Genomic DNA, 16,865 nt, shown 5'->3' on the forward strand with positions numbered 1-16,865 from the left:
TGGCTATCGCTTGCCAACCTGTGCGTGCCGATAGGCGTTGATGCTCTCGTAGAGCACCGCCCTGGTTCGGGCAGCGTCGGGCGTGCCCAGGGCCGGCATCAGGTGCAGCAACTGCGGCGGGCGGTCGATGTCGCTGGCCGCTTCCTCTTTCCACGGCATCAGGTACAGCCCCAAGGCCTGTTCGTGGTCGCCAAAAATCGTCGTGCCGACCGCCGCAGCAGTGGCGGGGACCGTCTCGGTGTCGTCGGCGGCCACGCCCAGCGGTGCAAGGCCAGCCATCAACACCCCCAACAGCAATCGGAAACGCGCGGTCATGGCGCCTGCCCCGGCGACACGGCCGCGGTGGTCACGTCGCGGTCTTCCAGCTCGTGGATCCACGCCAGCACGATCAGGTCCTTGCCGCCCTCCAGTTCCAGATAGCGGCGGTAATGGGTCACGGCAGCGGCGGGGCGCTGCAGGTACACGTCGTACAGCACACCGAGGTTGCGGTGAGCACTGGCATAGCCATCGTCCAGCGCAATGGCGCGCAGATATGCCTGCTCAGCCTGCGCATGGGCGCCCTGCTCACGCTGCAGGATGCCCAGCCAGTTAAACGCCACCGCGTTGTCGGGGTTGGCCTCGACCGCGCGGCTGAAGTGTCGCAGTGCCTGGGCGACGTCGCGACCCTGGGCATCGAGAATGCCGAGGTTGGTCAGCGGGCCGGACAACTCTGGATGGGCCTCCGACAGCGCCCGAAACAGCGCCTGCGCCTCGTCGTGCTGACGCGCCTGCAGCGCCGCCAACGCGCGTTCGAACTGCGCGTCGGCGTCACGAATCTCTTGCCGCGACAGGCCGGTCTGCTGCAATGACGGGCTGCGGCCGGCCGTGTCGCCAGACAGGCTGCGACCCGGGGTGCTGCAGCCGCCAACGGTCAGCAGCATCAGGCCGCCCAGCAGCCAGACCAGCGCGTCGGTGCGCCGCATCTGAAGAAGGTGAATGTCGTTATTGCAGGCTTGCATAGTGCGTCTCCCGCTGTTCCCGTTTGCCGTACTGCACCGGCATCATTCGTGCCAGCGACTGGGCACTGCGCTGGATCCACGTGTCCCAGTGGCCGTCACCGAGCAACGCCAGATTGCGTTCGTGCAGCGCGATGGCGCGCGCTTCCATCGGATAGGCCTGCTCTTCGACGTAGAGCACGTATTCCTGCAGCGCGGCGCCGTCCAGGTCAGGCGGATGCTCGGAGACCAGCAGCGCTGCCGACAGGTCGAGGTACACCGACGCCATCTCGAATGTCGCCTCGGGCACGACATCGGCATAGGCCGACGCGGTTGCCGCAGAAAGGTGCTCGACCGCCTCGCTCACTGCCGCCGTGCGTTGCCGCAGGGATTCTGCGATGGGCGCGGTCAGCGCAATCTGCTGTGCCCGCCGAGCGCTGTCGCGGCCCAGCGCGAGGTGCGCGCGCGCTGCCAGCGTGCGTGACACCTCGGTACGGCGTGCGCCGGCTGCGGCGTCGGCACGCAGAATTTCGGTTATCCAAGCCAACGCCCCGTCGCGGTCGCCATAGACCTGCAGCGCAAGATCGGCCAGATGCTGGCGCGCTTCCTGGCCGCGGTCGGGCGACGACGCTGCGTGACGCTGCAAATAGCGTTCGTACGCCGGCCCGGCCGCGCGGTACTGACCGGCCTCATGGTGCAGACGAGCGGCCTGCCAGGCTGCCGCTTCACGAATATCGGCGGCTTCGGTGTCGCGCGCCGCGACCCGCTCAAAGGCGACGGCTGCGCGGCCTTTGTGCCCATCGCCGAGGTAGGCCTTGGTCAGCCATTTGTCCGCATCGGCAACCTGCGGGTGCTGCGGGTAGCGCTGACGAAACGTCTCGAAACCACTGGCCGCTTCGGTCCAGGCCTCGGCGCGCAGGTGCATCACCGCAGCGTCAAACGTGGCACCGGGCCGGCGCTTCGAGCCCGGCGTGACGGTCAGCAGGCGCGCGAAGGTGCTGGCCGCATCGGACCAGCGCTCGTCGTCACGCGCCGCCTCGCCCTGCCGGTAAATGGCCGAGGCCAATTGCTCGGTGACGGCGTCCTGCCGCGCGTCGGCCGGGCGCAGCGTGGCCCGCAAAGCGGTGTACGTGGCTTCGGCGGCAACGAAATCGTCCAGGGCGAACTGGCTGTCGGCCAGCACCGCCGTGGCGTCCTGCTGCAGGGTGGCAGCTGTTGCCGGCAGGGCCAACACGGCCAGGGCAATGTCACGTGCCTGCGCCGGATCGCCGGTGTCGAAGGCCAATTCGGCGGCACCGAGCATCACCCGAGCACGTTCGGGATGGTCGGGATAGGCCTCGGCAAGCCGCAGGCTGGTTTCGATGACCTGCGCGTGTGCGGCGTCGCGACCCTGTGGCGGCTGGGTGTCGGCCAGTTGGCGGTAAGCCTGCACGGTGGCCAAGGCGGCTTCTTCGCTGCGCGCATGCGGCGCATGGTCAAAGGCCAGACGCCGGTATTGCGTGGCGGCGTCCTCGACCCTCTCGCCGTCGAGCAGGGCATCGGCGTAGCGCATACGCACTTCGGTGGCATCGTCGGCGTCCGGCACCAAGGCCAGCGCCTCCTGATACCAGTGCGCGGCCGCCTGGTACTCGGCCTGCCGCGCGGTGCGGTCGTCCTCCAGTTGCTGGGCCCGCGCGTGCCGGTGCTGCGCAAGACTCAATAAATGACCGCGAAAGTCGGCAACGAATTCAGCCGAGGGCGGTGCCGCTTCCCAATAAGACGCCTGCGGTGCATAGCGGCGCGCGTAGGTTTCGCGCGCCGCCACTTCAAGTTCCACAAAGCCGCCGGCAGCATGGCTGGCGATGACCTGTCGCTGAAAGTCCGGCGCGTCGGCATGCCGCGGGTAACGGTCGGTGAATGCGGCGTAGGTCGTGGCGGCATCGGTATACCGTTGACGCTCCCGCAACAGTGCGCCCAGCGATGCGTAGTACACCGGGGCATTCGCGGCCAAGGCCTCGGCACCGCCCCAGGGTTGCTGTGGCTCGGGGATGCCGCCCCAGTTCATGAAGGCAAAGCTCAATCCGCGCAGGGCGTCGCGGCCCAGTTCCTGACGCTGGGCGCCTATCGTCGCCAGCGCCGCCTCGACATCGCCGGGGACTTCTTCGTCCTTGGGCCACGACCGCTGCAGCAAGGTGACAAACGCAGTGGCCGCCTCGCGATACTGCGCATCCTGTAGGTGCGCCCAGCCCATGCGGTATTGGGCGATGTCTTTCAGCACGTCGCCCGGTGGCAGCGCGGCCGCGGCGTCGGCGTAAGCCTGTGCCGCGGGCCCGTGCTGGCGCTCGATGTAGAACAGCTCGCCGGCACGGAAGGCGGCGTCGGCAAACAGCGCCGAGTCCGGGTACGCCGACGTCAGGGTTCGCAGGGCCCCGGCAGCCTCAATGCTGCGACCCACCAAGTGCAGGGCCCGCGCCTGCTGATATCGGGCCAGATCGTTGCCCGGCGCATCGGGCTGCTCGGCGAACAGTTGCGCGTAGAGCGCCAGCGCCTCATCCAGCAGCCGCGGATCGTCGGCCTCGCCCGAGTCGAACAGTTGAATGCGCAGATAAGCGGCGCGGCGCATCGCCTCGGCGCGCACGGTCGGCGCTTGGGCGTAGTCCAGTAGCGCCTCGTAGTGGCGGATGGCGGCGTAAGGATCGGCGCTGACCCGCGCGGATGACACCGGCGCGACCATCGAGGATTTGCCCGCCAGCAACCAGCCAATGCCGCTGTCGGTGGTCGTGTTCTGGGCAATGGATTCAACGGTTCGCGGCGGTGGCTCGCTGCGCACCAGCGGCGACTGGCAACCGTTCAGCCACAACAGCGGCAACAGCAATGGCGGCAACAGGTGGCGATGGGTCATGGCGTGACCGCCTCAAGGTAGGGCTGGGCCGGCTCGGCGGGTCGGTCATACATCCGCGCCAAGGCCAAATGCGCCTCGGCGACATAGGTTTCGGTGGTGGTGCGTTGCTGCGCCAACTGGCCCAGGGCCAAGGTTTCGATCTGCGCCTCGAATCGGTCTAGGGCGGCGCCGACACGCTGCTGCAAGGCCGCAATGCGGGGTTGCAAGCCCTGAGGCGCATCCGCAGCAAGCTGGAAAAGCCGGGCGGCGATGGACTGCAGATTCTGGAAGTCGCCCAGCGTCTGGCGAAAGTCATCGCGCTCCAGCAAATGTTCGACATAGAACAGCGGTGCGGCGTCGACGTCTTCGCTCATCCACCAGCGCGCGTCGCGGCGTTCAAGCAGCCACCACGACCAGTCACTGGTTGCGCTTGCATCGTGCTGACGCATGGCCGACACCAACGCACCGCTTTCGACATGACGCATGGCGTCGCCCAAATGGCTGCGCATGGTCAACATCTGATCGAGGGCGCGCTGATAGCGCTGCACGGCCTGCTCGTGGGCGCCCAAATGCGCGAAGGCATAGGCCATGGCGAGCATGCCTTCCTGCACGGCCGGGTCACCAGGGTCGCGACCGATCAGCTCCTGCCAGACCGTCAATGCCTGCTGCAGCCGGTCTTGCCGGGGGCCTCTGATCACCGCGTCGGCGTACCGGAACGGCGACATTCTGCGCAGCTCGGCAGTCTCATCGGCAGAGGCCGGTCGTAGGCTGGCCGTGGCCTCAAGACGCGGGGCCGCAACGAGCGTGCCGGCTTGATCGACGCCCGCGGCAACCGAGCCCGACAGCAGGTAGGACCACCCGAGTCCCAGCAAGGCCCGGCTGGCATAGGGACCGGGGCTGTGCACCTTTTCGAACCGCTGCGTGGCCTCGTCGCCGTGACCGGCATAGAGCGCCTGCTCGGCGAGGGCGAGATTGGCGCGGTCGCGCATTGCCCGCGCCGCAGGGCTGTCATCGGTCAGCTCGGTCACCGCCTTGAGCGCCGTCAAGGCCTCGTCGCGAAGGCCGTCACGCAACAACCGCCGGGCGTGCGCGTAACGCCCGGCGATCGACGCCGCGTTGGCATCGCCCGACGCCGCATGACCTGCCTCGATATGCAGTGCCTGCTGCGCACGCGCCAACAGCGCAGCGCCTGCCGAGGCGGCGTCTACATCGGTCTGCACGCCGTTCAGGGCGGCCAGCTCGGCTGCTGCCCGGTAAGGATGACCCGTGGCCAGCAGCATTTCGGCAACACCAATGCGCAGGCTGCGTTCACTCGACGGCGTTTCGGCCAACGTGAGGGTATGGCGGTTGCGCAGACCTTCCTGCTGGAGCACCAGCTCGATATGACGTCCCGTCGTACCGACCTCGACGTCGCCGGAATAGGTCAAACGCAAGCGGGCAATCCGCGCGCCGCTGACCATGCGGCTGGCCAGAATCTCAACGCGCAGCGGCTGCATTCCCGCCTCGCTGAGCGGGATGGGCAAAGCAAACACCGCACCGCTGCGCAGCGCTTCAGCGGTTTGATGATTGAGCTCGACCTGGTGGGTTGACGATGTGCCCCAGGTGGCGGTCACGCTGTGCAGACGCAGGCCGTTCGGCAGCGTCCGCAGGTAAACGTTAAACGGCGCCGCCAGCCCCATTGCACCCGGCTGCTGCGCAATGGCCTGTTCCAATGCCAACGCAGCCGATGCGATGTCGGCCAGCACGCGGGCGTTGTCATCGGCCTGCGACGCGCCGGCCGGTGCGGCGGACGCAAACGCCAGTAGGCACGCTGCAGCGAGTCCTTTGATGTGGCATTGAAGAGTCCGCATAACCTTGGGTCCAAAAAAAATCCACCCGCCACGCGTCGCTGATGCGAGCGCGTGACCGGGTGGACGACGGTGTCCTTAAATACGGCCTTCTTTGGCCGAGCCCAGCCGACGGGGGTCGAGAGGGGCACATGGCAAAGGTGAGCAAACCGCGTGCCACCCGATCGGGCGCGGCCGCACGTCGACGCAGGCCTGGATCATTCGCGTCGCGGGCCAGCCTGGCACCCCGTTGGTGCGCGCTGATCCGAAGTGGCTCACCGATGGGGCCATCGTCGCGCATCGGCCGCAACAAAAGCCGGGCGAAAGGCCTTTTGTACCGTGGCACTGCTTTTGCTTCTCTCTCGGTTGCGAGCGCTTGATCAGGCGCCGCACCCAGAGCGCCAACGACGGCCTCGCCCCGGATAACGACGTCCACTGCTCGCAGAACTGCGGGCGGTGGATTTTTTTTGTGCGGGGGCCGTCCACCGCGCCGCCCTTTCCCTGCCGCCCCTCACGAGTACGCCCACATGAAGACCCTTACGGCCCATCGCGCTTCGCAAAAGTCGCGGCTGATCAGCGCCTTGATGCTGGTCACGCCGATGACCCTCGGTATCGGGCACGTTGCCTTGGCCGAAGACGGCGTGGACCACAGCTACATCGCGCCCATGGTTTCGTACGTCATCGCCGACGACGAGCGGATGACCGACGATGCCTTCGGCGGCCTGCTGGCCTTCGGTCGGCGCTTCTCGTCATTTTTTGGGGCCGAGCTGCGCGCCAGCTACCTCGACTACGGCGACAGCGATGAAACCGGGGCCCTGTGCGCCACGCTCAACATTGGCTGCACCAGCGAAAGCGTCTCGGTCGGCAGCGTGGGGCTGGGCCTCAATTTTTACCCGCTGGACAGTGGCCTGTACGTGCACCTTGACGCCATGGGCGGCGATCATGCCCAGTACCACGCGGGTTTGGGGTACGACTTTGGCGCGCTGATTGGCCGCCTGGGTCTGCGCGCCGAGGCCCTTTATCTGAGTACCGAAAGTCTGGGCGAAACCCGCTTCAATCTGGGCCTGCACATCCCCTTTGGCAGCAAGGCGTCGCGCCCGAACAACCCGCTGCCGCCACCGCCCACCCCGACGCCGCAGCCGCCGCGCGTGGTTGCGCCGCCGCCGTGCGAAATGCCGGCGCCAGGCGAGCCCCTGAGCCTGACCGGCTGCAAGATCAATGACAGCATCGTGCTTGAAGGTCTGGAGTTCGAGATCGACAGCGCCGAGATTCGTTCGGACGAACAGGCGAGTCTCGACCGCTCATCAGATGCGCTCAAAGATCGGCCAGAGATCAAAATCGAAGTGCACGGTCATACTGACAGCACCGCCCCGGACGCCTACAACCAGGCCCTGTCCGAGCGACGTGCCGAATCGGTGAAGGCCTACCTGGTCGACGACGGCATCGCCGGCGAGCGCATCACCACCCGTGGTTTTGGCGAGTCAAAACCCGTTGCCGATAACGACACCGACGAAGGCCGCGCACGCAACCGTCGGGTTGAACTGATGATCTCGGAACGAACGTCACCGCGCTCGACCGTCACCACCACCGCAAAGCCGACCGCTGCACCCACGCCAAGCCCAACACCTGCAGCCGAGCCCGAACGCAGCAGCGCGGCACCGACAACACCTGTCGCCGAAGCGGCCGCAACCCCGGAAGATGCAATCAGCAAGGACAACCTTATTGCCCAAGGTGAAGCGGTGTTCAACGACAACTGCGCCGTCTGCCACCAGAGCAACGGCCAGGGCTCGCCGCCCGCATTTCCGTCGCTGGTGGGCAGCTTCCTGATCAAGGGTCCGCCCGCGGCGCAGATCCGCCAGGTGCTGAACGGCAAGCGCGCCATGCCATCGTTCGCGGACGACCTGAGCGACGACGAAATCGCCGCTGTCATTACCTACACCCGCAACTCATGGGGCAACGATGCCGGCACGGTGCAGCCCGCCGCCGTTGCCGCGCAGCGCTGAATTCATTTCACCCACGGGCCTATCCGGCCTCTCATCTGCCTGAAACCGGAGACATCCAATGACCACGAGCCACAAAACCCGCTTTCACCATGCCGCGTTCTTGCCCGCGCTCACCCTTTCGGCCTTTCTGGTCGGCGTGGGCGGCACCGCCATTGCCGACACCACGCCGTCTGCACCGCTGGAGATCAGCGGCAAACAGGCCAGCATCGAAATCGTCGATTTCATGCAGTTCACGCCCGAAGAACTGACCGTTGAAGCCGGCACGACGGTGGTCTTCACCAATCTCGACGGGTCCAACCACAAGATCACGGTTGACGGCGCCCACAGCGGCCGAATGAGCATGAACAAGCAGTGGGCGCACACCTTTGACACGGCGGGAACCTTTCCGTACGCGTGCACCATGCACCCGCGCATGAAGGGCACGATCACCGTCCAATAACGCACAAGTCGGCGCGCAATTGGTGCACTGCGGCACCTATTGATGCCGCAGTGCAACAAGACGGCACACGATGGATGTATAGGGCGATTCAACCCTGGTCAAAAAAGCTCATCGTTGACACTCGCAACGAACAAGATACTGATAGTTATTAACTTTTTAGACTAAAGCGCGGTTGGCACGCGGCTTGCTTTAAAGATCATGTGAACGCCACAGCGGGCGCCTCACAACCGGAACGGGACCAGCAACGCGGCTGCTCCATCTGACAACGAAGTCTGCATTCCTGGCAATCGATCAGGAAGCAGGCTTTTTTTTTGCCCGTCTTTTGAGCATACCCATCGGCGCCACGGCGTCATTAAGAGTAGGGAGTTTTATAAATGAACCCAGTGAGTAGCTTCAGCAAGCGAACCGCGCGCCTGACCCTGGCCCTTGGCCTGAGTCTGGGTGTCAGCTTGATCACCACATCCTTTCCCGCATGGAGTCAATACGACGACGGCAAAGTACTGTTAACCGGGGGCGTTGGCGCGATTGATGGCGCGGGCGGTGGCGGTGTAACGCCTTGGGCCGTGATCAATGGGTACGGGACCCGCGATGGTATCAACGCCAGTATGCGATACACCTTTGCCTATCTTCCCGACTACAGCCTCAACACCATTGGCCTGAACCTCGCATTCTACGATCGCCTGGAACTGTCTTATGCCTACAGCGTGCTGCCCACGGGCGGGACATTTGACACGGTTGGCTTGGCACTGAATGTACTCAATGCATCAGACAATTTGGGGATTGAACCCTTCAACACCACCATCAAGATGCACATCTATGGGGCAAAGATTCGCCTGTTTGGGGATGCCATTTACAATTCGCAAACAATCATTCCGCAGGTCGCTTTTGGTGGCTTTTACAAAGACAACCAGAACGAAAACTTGCTCAGAACTTTGCAAGCTAACAAGGCGAAGGATTACGAACTTTATCTTTCGGCAACCAAGCTCTTTTTTCCCATCAGCACGCTGTTTAACGTCACCGCTCGTTACACCTCGGCCAACCAGACTGGCCTGACCGGGTTTGGCGGCGGCGATGACAATGATAAAGAGATCCGCTTTGAAGGGTCGATTGCTCACCTGCTGAACAAACGCACCGCCATCGGGGTGGAGTACGCCCAACATGGCGACAACCTTGATGGTCGCAGTATCCGGGTGGGTGCGCTTGACCTGTCAGGTGCCACGGAACTTTTGTCCGGCCTGGGCGTTGCCCTGGGTGAGACGCTAACTCAGCTCGACGAAGACGATTGGATGGACTTCTTCATCGCCTATGCCCCCAGCAAAAACTTCTCGATGACCTTTGCCTACGCCATTCTCGGCAATATCACGCTGACCCCCGATCAGCACGGTTTCTACGCGTCATTCCAAGCGTCCTTCTAAGCGTCACCTCGTGAGTATCGGCATTCGCACCTCACCCCCTCGGTGCCGACGCTCACATTTTTAACTTCGCCATTCCCATGGCATTCAGGAGAAGCTTCATGAACATCAAGTCTGCATTTAAAGTCACCGCCACCACAGCCGCCTTGGCGTTTGCCGTTGCAGGGACCCAGCCCGCCTTCGCCCAAGACGGACCGGCATTTGATGCCAGCGGCAAGGCCAAGGCTTTCCCAGGCATTCCCAGTGGCACGGTCGAAGCCATGGGCGGCGAAGCCGGTATCAACCTTTGGGTCAAGCAACTGTTTCACTATATTTTGCTTGATTACCGCATTGCGCCGATTTTTATCGAGCACGGCAACATTGAGCGGCAAATTGCACTCAATACCCAGCTCGTCCAGCGCGTTCTGGGTAATGGCGAAGAGTATATGGGCGCCAGCATGACGGCGGCCCACGGCGACTTGGGCATTACTATGGAAGAGTTCAACGCGGTGGTTGAAGCAGCCTACAACGCCTGCGACGCGGTGAGCTATCACTACTACCAGTGCAACCAGATTATTGCCGGCCTGGCGCCGTTTACCTTTGACATTGTCACGCAGTAATCAATGTTGGTTGTGATGTCTGCAGCCCTCATTCAATTGGGCCTAAAACCGGTTGACTCATGGCCTACAGCTTTGAGTCAACCGGCATTGTCGGTTATGAGAACCGCACTTTCTAGTAACTCGTGGAATTCAATCAATGATCAAACTTATTAATACATTTCGTTTGAAGGCCACTCGGCAGGGTTCAACCCAATACGGCGCCACATTCTGGTTGCGCGCATCAGCGCTGTCGGTCGCCGCCGCCGTGACAGTGGCCGGCGCGGCGTGGGCCAAAGAAGCACGCTTTGAATTTTATTTTTACTTTCAGGAGCCGGAAGAATTTTTGTCCGAACACTTTGGCGCAACGCCGCCATCGCCTTCCGTCTTGGCCATTGAAGGTGACAAGAAGGAGGCCGTTCGCGACGTTTTCGAACGCTATTACCCCGATCCGCGCATGCGCTATTGGAGCGCCGATGGCTACACCGCGTGGATCTTCGACGACCTTGGAAAGAAGGGCTATCAGCCGACCACCAGCGCGTTTCTGGTCAAGGATGGCGAAATCATCGACGCCCAGGTGCTGGTTTATCGCGAGTCACGCGGTCAGGAAGTTGGCGAAGAGTTCTTCCTTGAACAGCTCAAGGGCGCCAAGGCCGACGGTAAGGGCCTGACCGTCGAAGTGGACGCCATCACCGGCGCCACGGAGTCGGTTTACATGATGCAGCGCATGGCGCGCACCGCCATCACGCTCGATGCCTTGGTCAAGGAGTGAGCCCATGTCACCGAGCTCCGCTGGCAACGCGCAACCCAAACTCCCCGCCGAGTCGGGCTCGAAAGGCCGTTTCCGCGCGATGATGCCCCGACGGCTTCGGCAGTGGCGGTCGCGCAAGGGCGTCAAGACTGCACCGGGTCGCAGCAATGTTGGGATGTTTTTGCGCCAGTGGCACAAACGCGCGGGCCTTGCCGCGTTCATCTTCATGATTTGGCTCGGCGCCAGCGGCTTTTTGATCAACCAGAGTTCTGCCTGGGGCTACGACACGGCCCGAATTGACTGGACCTGGATTACCGGACTGTACGGACTCAGGGCATCACCGCCGAAAAAGGGCTTTGTCGGCGCCGACGGCTGGGTGGCCAAGTCTGGAGACGTGGTCGCACTCGACGGCGCAGCACTGCCGTTTGAGATGCCCACGCCGCTGGGCGTAGTGTCCAGCGACGCGGGCGGCGAGGTGCTGTTGTTTATTGCCACTCGCGAAGCGCTCTACGCCGTGAAGCCGACCGGTGAACTCTACGAGCGGATGAGCTCACCCATCATTCCGGTCCGCGAGTTGTTGCGTGTCGGTACGCAGGCCTCCACCGTGGTCATCGACAGCCCGGAAGGGCGTTTCGCAAGCAACGACGGGGGTCTGAGTTGGACGCCGCAAGCCGACGACACCAACGTAACGTGGTCAGAGCCAACTGACCTCACCGAGGACCAGCGCGAAATGCTGGCGCCCTTCTCGCGTCCCAGCATGTCGCTGGAACAAACCCTGCTCGACCTGCACAGCGGCCGCATCTTTGGCGACACTGGCGTGTGGGTGGTCAATATCGTCGGCATCCTGGCGATCTGGCTGGGCATCAGCGGCGTATGGATGACCTGGCGCATCAGCCGGCAGATGAACAACCGTCGCGGTCCCTGACCCCCTCGAATCCAGGTCTTTGCGGCGTACCGCGCGGCGCCCACCGCGCCGGTGCGCCGCCCACGTGAGCCCGCGCTGACCTGACGCCGCCACCGCGTTGCCTTGAATGCTGACGCCGCCCCCCATGGCGATAGACCAAGGCAGGCCACTCCGAAGGCAACCCCCGGTTGTGCCCAGCTTTGCCGTGACCGTCACCGAGCGGTCCACCCATGCCGCCCACACGGCGACACTCCCCAACGTCAAACGCCTCATCACGGTGCACTGACCCGTGGTGGGGCAGCGCTGCGCCCTGCAGGCACCGTTGCCGTGCGCGCACCCCCGACGTGCGTCTGAAAAGGGCGCGCGACCCCCTGCATGCACCATGCGGAAGCACTTGGCACGCGGGTTGCGATAGCTGTCCCACGTGAGGCAGGACAGGCTGCCCGCTACCAACACAAACATCGTTCTGCGCCAAAGGCGGCCGGAACCCCAGGACAACGCCGTCCATCGATGCCCCTGGGGTGTCGGTGGATTTTTTTTGGAACTCACCCATGCACAACCCCCTTGAACGCACGACGGCCTGCGCCCGAACGCGCCAAACATTGACCGGCCAGCCACGCGGGTCACCACCCCCTAGCGGCTGACCCACCGGGCCCGGCGCCACGCGCCCGGGGACCGGAGACACGCCCGCTGACCTGAGGGCGTCATCAACCCGACGAACCCCCGTCGCCGCGACCCCGTATCGCGCCGCGCCGGTCCGGTCGTGGGCGATGGTCGCCTCAGGGCCGCGACATCTGCTGTACCGCCGTACACGGAACCCGAACGCCAGTGCCGGCGGGTCGGCCCCGTTGACCGAAGGGCAATGGCGCCCGTTGTCGGCCTGCACCGGCCGGAACACCGACCTTTCTTATCTCTTTTGCAGGAGTCCATAGACGTGAAGCATCGTTTGGCAGTGGCAGTACTCGGCAGCACCCTGGCTTTCGGCAGTCTCCCCGGCGTCTCTGCAGCACCCGCACCCGGTTCACGCTTAGAGGCGGCCCTTAGCGGCGGCACCGTGAACCTTGACCTGCGGCTGCGCTACGAAGGCGTCGCGCAGGACAACGCGCTGGAGGACGCCGACGCGCTCACCGTGCGCACGGTGTTGGGCTATACCACCCAGTCTTGGAACGGCCTGAGCGGCTTTGTCGAAATGGAAAACGTCAACGCGCTGGTCGATGACTATTCCGGCGTGCCCCCGCCCGCACAGCATTCGGTGGTGCCCGACCCCGAGGGCACCGAGGTCAACCAGTGGGGGTTTCGCTACACCGGCATCAAAAATCTGGTTGCCACCGTGGGGCGCAGCAAGCTCATCCTCGACAACGCCCGCTGGGTGGGCAACGTCGGCTGGCGGCAAAACGAACAGACCTACGACGGCTACTTTTTGAAGGCCACGCCGCTGGCCGGAGTGACGCTCAACGGCGCGTTCATCACCAACATCAACAGCATTTTTTTCACCAACATTGACCTTGAAGGCGTCTTGCTCAACGCCCAGTGGGTGGCCGTGCCGGCCCTAACGCTGACCGCCTACGCCTACCTGCTGGACTACGAACTGATCACCGCCGCCACGCCCGACCCCGACACCGTCGGCCTGCGCGCCACCGGCGGCGTGCCGCTGACACCCGCAGTCAAGCTCAGCTATGTGGCCGAATTTGCGCGCCAGGACGGCACGCTGATGACCGGCGAATTCGACGCCGACTACCTGCTGGGCGAGCTGGCGCTGGGGTTCAAGGGCATCTCGCTGGCGCTGGGCTACGAGCTGCTTGGCAGCGACGGCGGCAACTACGCGGTGCAAACCCCGCTGGCCACGCTGCACGCCCACAACGGCTGGAATGACCTGTTTCTGGTGACGCCGCTGACCGGCCTGCAAGACACCTACATTCGCCTCAGCGGCAGCATCGGCAAGGTGGCGTGGATGGCCAAGTACCATGAGTTCAGCGCCGACGAAGGCAATGCCGACTACGGCCGTGAGTTCAACGTACAGGTCACCCGGCCGCTGGTTGGCAAGCTCAATGGCGGGCTGAAATACGGCACCTATTCAGCCGACAGCCTGGCGGTGGACACCGACAAGTTGTGGGCGTGGCTGGGCTATTCGTTCTGAAGCAAGCTCAGTCCACACGGCAAGGTCGTCGGGCTGGGGCCCGACCTACGGAGCGGTTTCCACCGCTTCCGTAGGTCGGCATTCATGCCGACGAGCGCCGCTCAGAACTCCCAGCCAAACTTCACGCCATAAATGCGCGGCTGGCCGGCAAAGCCGACGATGGTGCTGCCCAGAGCATTCACCGTGCGGCGGTATTCCTCATCCAGCGCGTTGGTCATGAAGCCGGTGACGCGCCACTGGTCCTGCGCATAAACCACCCGCAAGTCGAGCAGGCCGTAGCTGCTTTCTTCCGACAGCGGAATGCCGGAGCCGAAGCGGTTGTCGCCCTGGCCAGGCTCAAAGTAGAAATCGCTGAGCCAGGCGTAGTCGGCGCGCATGGTCAGCTCGCCGCGACCCAGTTCGAAGTAGGTTTCGGCGCCCAGACTCAGGGTGTTGTCGGGCGCACGAACCAGGTCGGTGCCCGAGAAATTGAGGTCCTGTTCGGCACTGAACACGTAGTCCTCGTAGGTGGCATCCAGATGGCCGTAGCTGAGATTCAGATCGAGGTGCTGATTGACCCGCACCAGGAACTCCAGATCCAGACCCATGACTTCACTCGATGCGGCGTTGCTGATCAGACTGACCGGCGCGCCGCCGGCGTCGATGATGCGTGACACCTGCAGGTCTTCATAATCGTAGGTGAACACTGCCATGTTCAGCTGCGCACGGCCGCCGAACAGGCGCGACTTGTAGCCGATCTCCCAGGCTTCGATTTCTTCGGGCTCGAACAGCACGTTGGCCTGCGCCGCCGAGAACGGCACGTACTGGAAGCCGCCGCTCTTGAAGCCAGTGCTGTAGCTGGCGTAGACGCTCTGGTCAGGCGTGAGCTTGAAGTTGGCGACGACGCGCGGGTCCAGCGAATCGTAATCGGCCTTGTTGAACACCTGAAAATCGGTGGCGATGATCGGCGCCGCGTCGGTGGTGGTGCCGGTCTGGGTGGCCTCCTTGTCATCGCGGGTGTAGCGCAGGCCCAAGGTCAGGTCCAGCCGCTCGGTCAGGTGCGCGGTGACTTCAGAGAAGAGGGCGTAGCTGGTGATCTTGTAGTCCGAGCTGGCCACGTCCAGCGCCGGGGTGCCGGCGGCGGCCCGCACCGCGCTGTCGACGCCGATGAAGAACTGGTCTTCACGCGTACTGCGGTCGTCGTAGTAGAAGCCGCCCACAATCCAGTCGAGAAAGCCGTTCATCGAGAAGGCGCCGTCGGCGTTGGACGCGATGCGGAGTTCCTGGGTGAATTGGTCGGACTCTTCGGCACTGAACTGGTCGATGACCGACAGCGACGAACCTTCCAGGTCGCGTCCGTCCTCGATGTCCAGCGTGCGGAAAGCGCTCACCGAGGTCAGGGTGACGTCGCCCAGATCCCAGTTCACCCGTCCCACATAAGCGCGCGCGTCGCGATCCAGCGTGGGGTCGGTGTCGGCCGTGCCGCGGCGCAGATCAGGGTTGGCCACCGCCGCGGTGCCGGCAGGGGTGAAAAAGGTGGCAGTCGGGTTGGCCGGATCACCGGCCGCCGAGGGCCCGGTGCCCTGGTTGAAGCCACCAAACGCCGCTTCGTTGCCGTCGTGCAGCGTTTCCACACTCAGGTCGATGCGCAGCGCGTCGCTGGGCAGATAGGCCAACCGGAAGCGGCCACCCGTGTTGTCGACGCCCTGGAAGCTGTTGCCGGTGGCCAGGTTGGTCACGTAGCCATCACGATAGGCGTGCCAACCGGCGACCCGAAATTGCAGGTTGCCGGATTCATTCAACGGCCCGCCGGCGGCGGCAAAAGCTTCGTTACCGCCGAAGTTGCTGATGCCGAATTCGCCCTCACCCTCAAACTCCGGCGTCGGGCCCTTGCTGACGATGTTGATTGCGCCGCCAATGGTGTTGCGGCCATACAGCGTGCCCTGCGGGCCGCGCAGCACTTCGATGCGTTCGATGTCCTTGAGCGCGCCGAATGAGCCGGTGGAGCGCCCCAGGTAAACCTCGTCGGCAAACACGCCGACCGAACTCTCAGAGCCGGGGTCGAACGAGCGGGTGCCGATGCCGCGAATGTACAACTGCGGACGCGCGGCGCCGAAGCTGCCGAAGTAAACGCTGGGGACGCGCGGCGCGACGTTCTCGATGGACTCGATGCCCAAGCCGCGCACCTTGTCGTCGGTGAACGCTGACAGGGCAATGGGAATGTCCTGTGCCCGCTGCTCGCGCTTCTGCGCGGTGACCACGATCTCTTCAATGGCGTAGTCGTTGCGCGGCGCGGGGGCCGCCTCGGCCTCGGCCGGTTCAGGCGAGGTCGCCGGGGCCGCCTCGTCGGCACCCGTCGAGGACTCGAACTCGTCCCAGTCGATTTCACCCTCGCCGCCCTGGGCGTGAAGGCTGGGACCATAAAGTGAGGCCGCACACGCGGCGATCGACAACACGGTGACGCGACGAACAACCCGCTCGGCGGGTGAATGCTTCTTGGCCATGGTCTCTCCTCCCGGATATTTTTTAGGTCCGTCGCCGTGATCTGGCCGATCAGGCTCGGGGGTTACCGCTCTCGAAATCGCAGTCCGGTGGCATCGGGAGACGCCGCGCCGTTCAGCGCCGTGCAAGGTCGAATGTAGGGTGCCATACCATCTGGGTCAATGACCGCCGACCAGCGGTGCGAATCACCCCGACGGGCGCGCCCGGGGCGTGCGCGACTGGAGACCGTGGCGCAATGGCAAACGCGTACCGGCCCAAAAGGCGAACCGCTTTGGTGCATTGACGCACCGATCCGGTGCTTTTTTCGTCCGATGCGGCAGCGTGCCTCGTTTTGGAACAGGTGCGCCTCAATTTCAGGCACGTCGACACGCCCGCCCATCAAGGCCAATGATGGTTGGCACGAAGCCTGCTTAGCTGTACCCGACAGTGGCCAACGGCGGCGCTGACTCGCAACACCCTGCCGACGCAGGCCCCCAGGACAACGGCGTCCATGCACGACTCTT

Annotated in this window: 12 protein-coding genes; 7 read left to right on the forward strand and 5 right to left on the reverse strand. The window is 64.1% G+C overall.

What is annotated here, in order from left to right; translation table 11 throughout:
* Positions 1-3 precede the first annotated feature (3 nt).
* The 4 genes from U741_RS0115915 to U741_RS0115930 are packed head-to-tail and all read right to left on the reverse strand — an operon-like array spanning position 4 to position 5,684.
* Positions 4-315 (reverse strand): hypothetical protein, encoded by a 312-nt coding sequence (locus U741_RS0115915; RefSeq protein WP_029891435.1) that lies wholly within the window; start codon positions 313-315, stop codon positions 4-6.
* The gene (locus U741_RS0115920) at positions 312-998 is read right to left on the reverse strand and encodes a tetratricopeptide repeat protein (protein WP_084154947.1); all 687 of its coding nucleotides are present in this window, start codon (positions 996-998) and stop codon (positions 312-314) included. Before U741_RS0115920 ends, U741_RS0115915 begins: the two co-directional genes overlap by 4 nt.
* Entirely contained in the window at positions 982-3,855 is a 2,874-nt protein-coding gene (locus U741_RS0115925; protein WP_029891437.1) for a tetratricopeptide repeat protein, read from the reverse strand. Before U741_RS0115925 ends, U741_RS0115920 begins: the two co-directional genes overlap by 17 nt.
* The gene (locus tag U741_RS0115930) at positions 3,852-5,684 is read right to left on the reverse strand and encodes an outer membrane protein assembly factor BamD (protein WP_029891438.1); all 1,833 of its coding nucleotides are present in this window, start codon (positions 5,682-5,684) and stop codon (positions 3,852-3,854) included. The genes U741_RS0115925 and U741_RS0115930 overlap by 4 nt, the downstream gene beginning before the upstream one ends.
* A 503-nt stretch (positions 5,685-6,187) precedes the next feature.
* On the opposite strand from U741_RS0115930, the gene U741_RS18730 reads away from it, so the two are divergent.
* The 7 genes from U741_RS18730 to U741_RS0115970 all read left to right on the forward strand — a co-directional run bounded on the left by U741_RS18730 (position 6,188) and on the right by U741_RS0115970 (position 13,881).
* Positions 6,188-7,663, forward strand: a complete 1,476-nt coding sequence (locus U741_RS18730; RefSeq protein WP_052378903.1) for an OmpA family protein — start codon at positions 6,188-6,190, stop codon at positions 7,661-7,663.
* Between the two features lie 58 nt (positions 7,664-7,721).
* Positions 7,722-8,102, forward strand: coding sequence for a cupredoxin domain-containing protein (locus U741_RS18735; protein WP_052378904.1), 381 nt, complete (start codon positions 7,722-7,724; stop codon positions 8,100-8,102).
* A 374-nt stretch (positions 8,103-8,476) separates the two neighbouring features.
* Positions 8,477-9,517, forward strand: a complete 1,041-nt coding sequence (locus U741_RS0115950) for a DUF3034 family protein (RefSeq protein ID WP_052378905.1) — start codon at positions 8,477-8,479, stop codon at positions 9,515-9,517.
* A 98-nt stretch (positions 9,518-9,615) separates the two neighbouring features.
* The gene (locus tag U741_RS0115955; protein ID WP_029891442.1) at positions 9,616-10,113 is read left to right on the forward strand and encodes a group I truncated hemoglobin; all 498 of its coding nucleotides are present in this window, start codon (positions 9,616-9,618) and stop codon (positions 10,111-10,113) included.
* 136 nt (positions 10,114-10,249) lie between these two features.
* The gene (locus U741_RS0115960; RefSeq protein ID WP_084154949.1) at positions 10,250-10,861 is read left to right on the forward strand and encodes an FMN-binding protein; all 612 of its coding nucleotides are present in this window, start codon (positions 10,250-10,252) and stop codon (positions 10,859-10,861) included.
* A gap of 4 nt (positions 10,862-10,865) precedes the next feature.
* Positions 10,866-11,765: a PepSY-associated TM helix domain-containing protein gene (locus U741_RS0115965; RefSeq protein WP_029891444.1), complete on the forward strand. Its 900-nt coding sequence runs from the start codon at positions 10,866-10,868 to the stop codon at positions 11,763-11,765.
* A 913-nt stretch (positions 11,766-12,678) separates the two neighbouring features.
* Positions 12,679-13,881 carry a hypothetical protein gene (locus U741_RS0115970; RefSeq protein ID WP_152551645.1) on the forward strand — a complete coding sequence of 401 codons (1,203 nt, stop codon included), beginning with the start codon at positions 12,679-12,681 and terminating at the stop codon, positions 13,879-13,881.
* 101 nt (positions 13,882-13,982) lie between these two features.
* Here U741_RS0115970 and U741_RS0115975 read toward each other — a convergent pair whose 3' ends face one another.
* Positions 13,983-16,364 carry a TonB-dependent receptor gene (locus U741_RS0115975; protein WP_052378908.1) on the reverse strand — a complete coding sequence of 794 codons (2,382 nt, stop codon included), beginning with the start codon at positions 16,362-16,364 and terminating at the stop codon, positions 13,983-13,985.
* Between the last annotated feature and the right edge of the window lie 501 nt (positions 16,365-16,865).

Source organism: Polycyclovorans algicola TG408 (genome assembly GCF_000711245.1).
GTDB lineage: Bacteria > Pseudomonadota > Gammaproteobacteria > Nevskiales > Nevskiaceae > Polycyclovorans > Polycyclovorans algicola.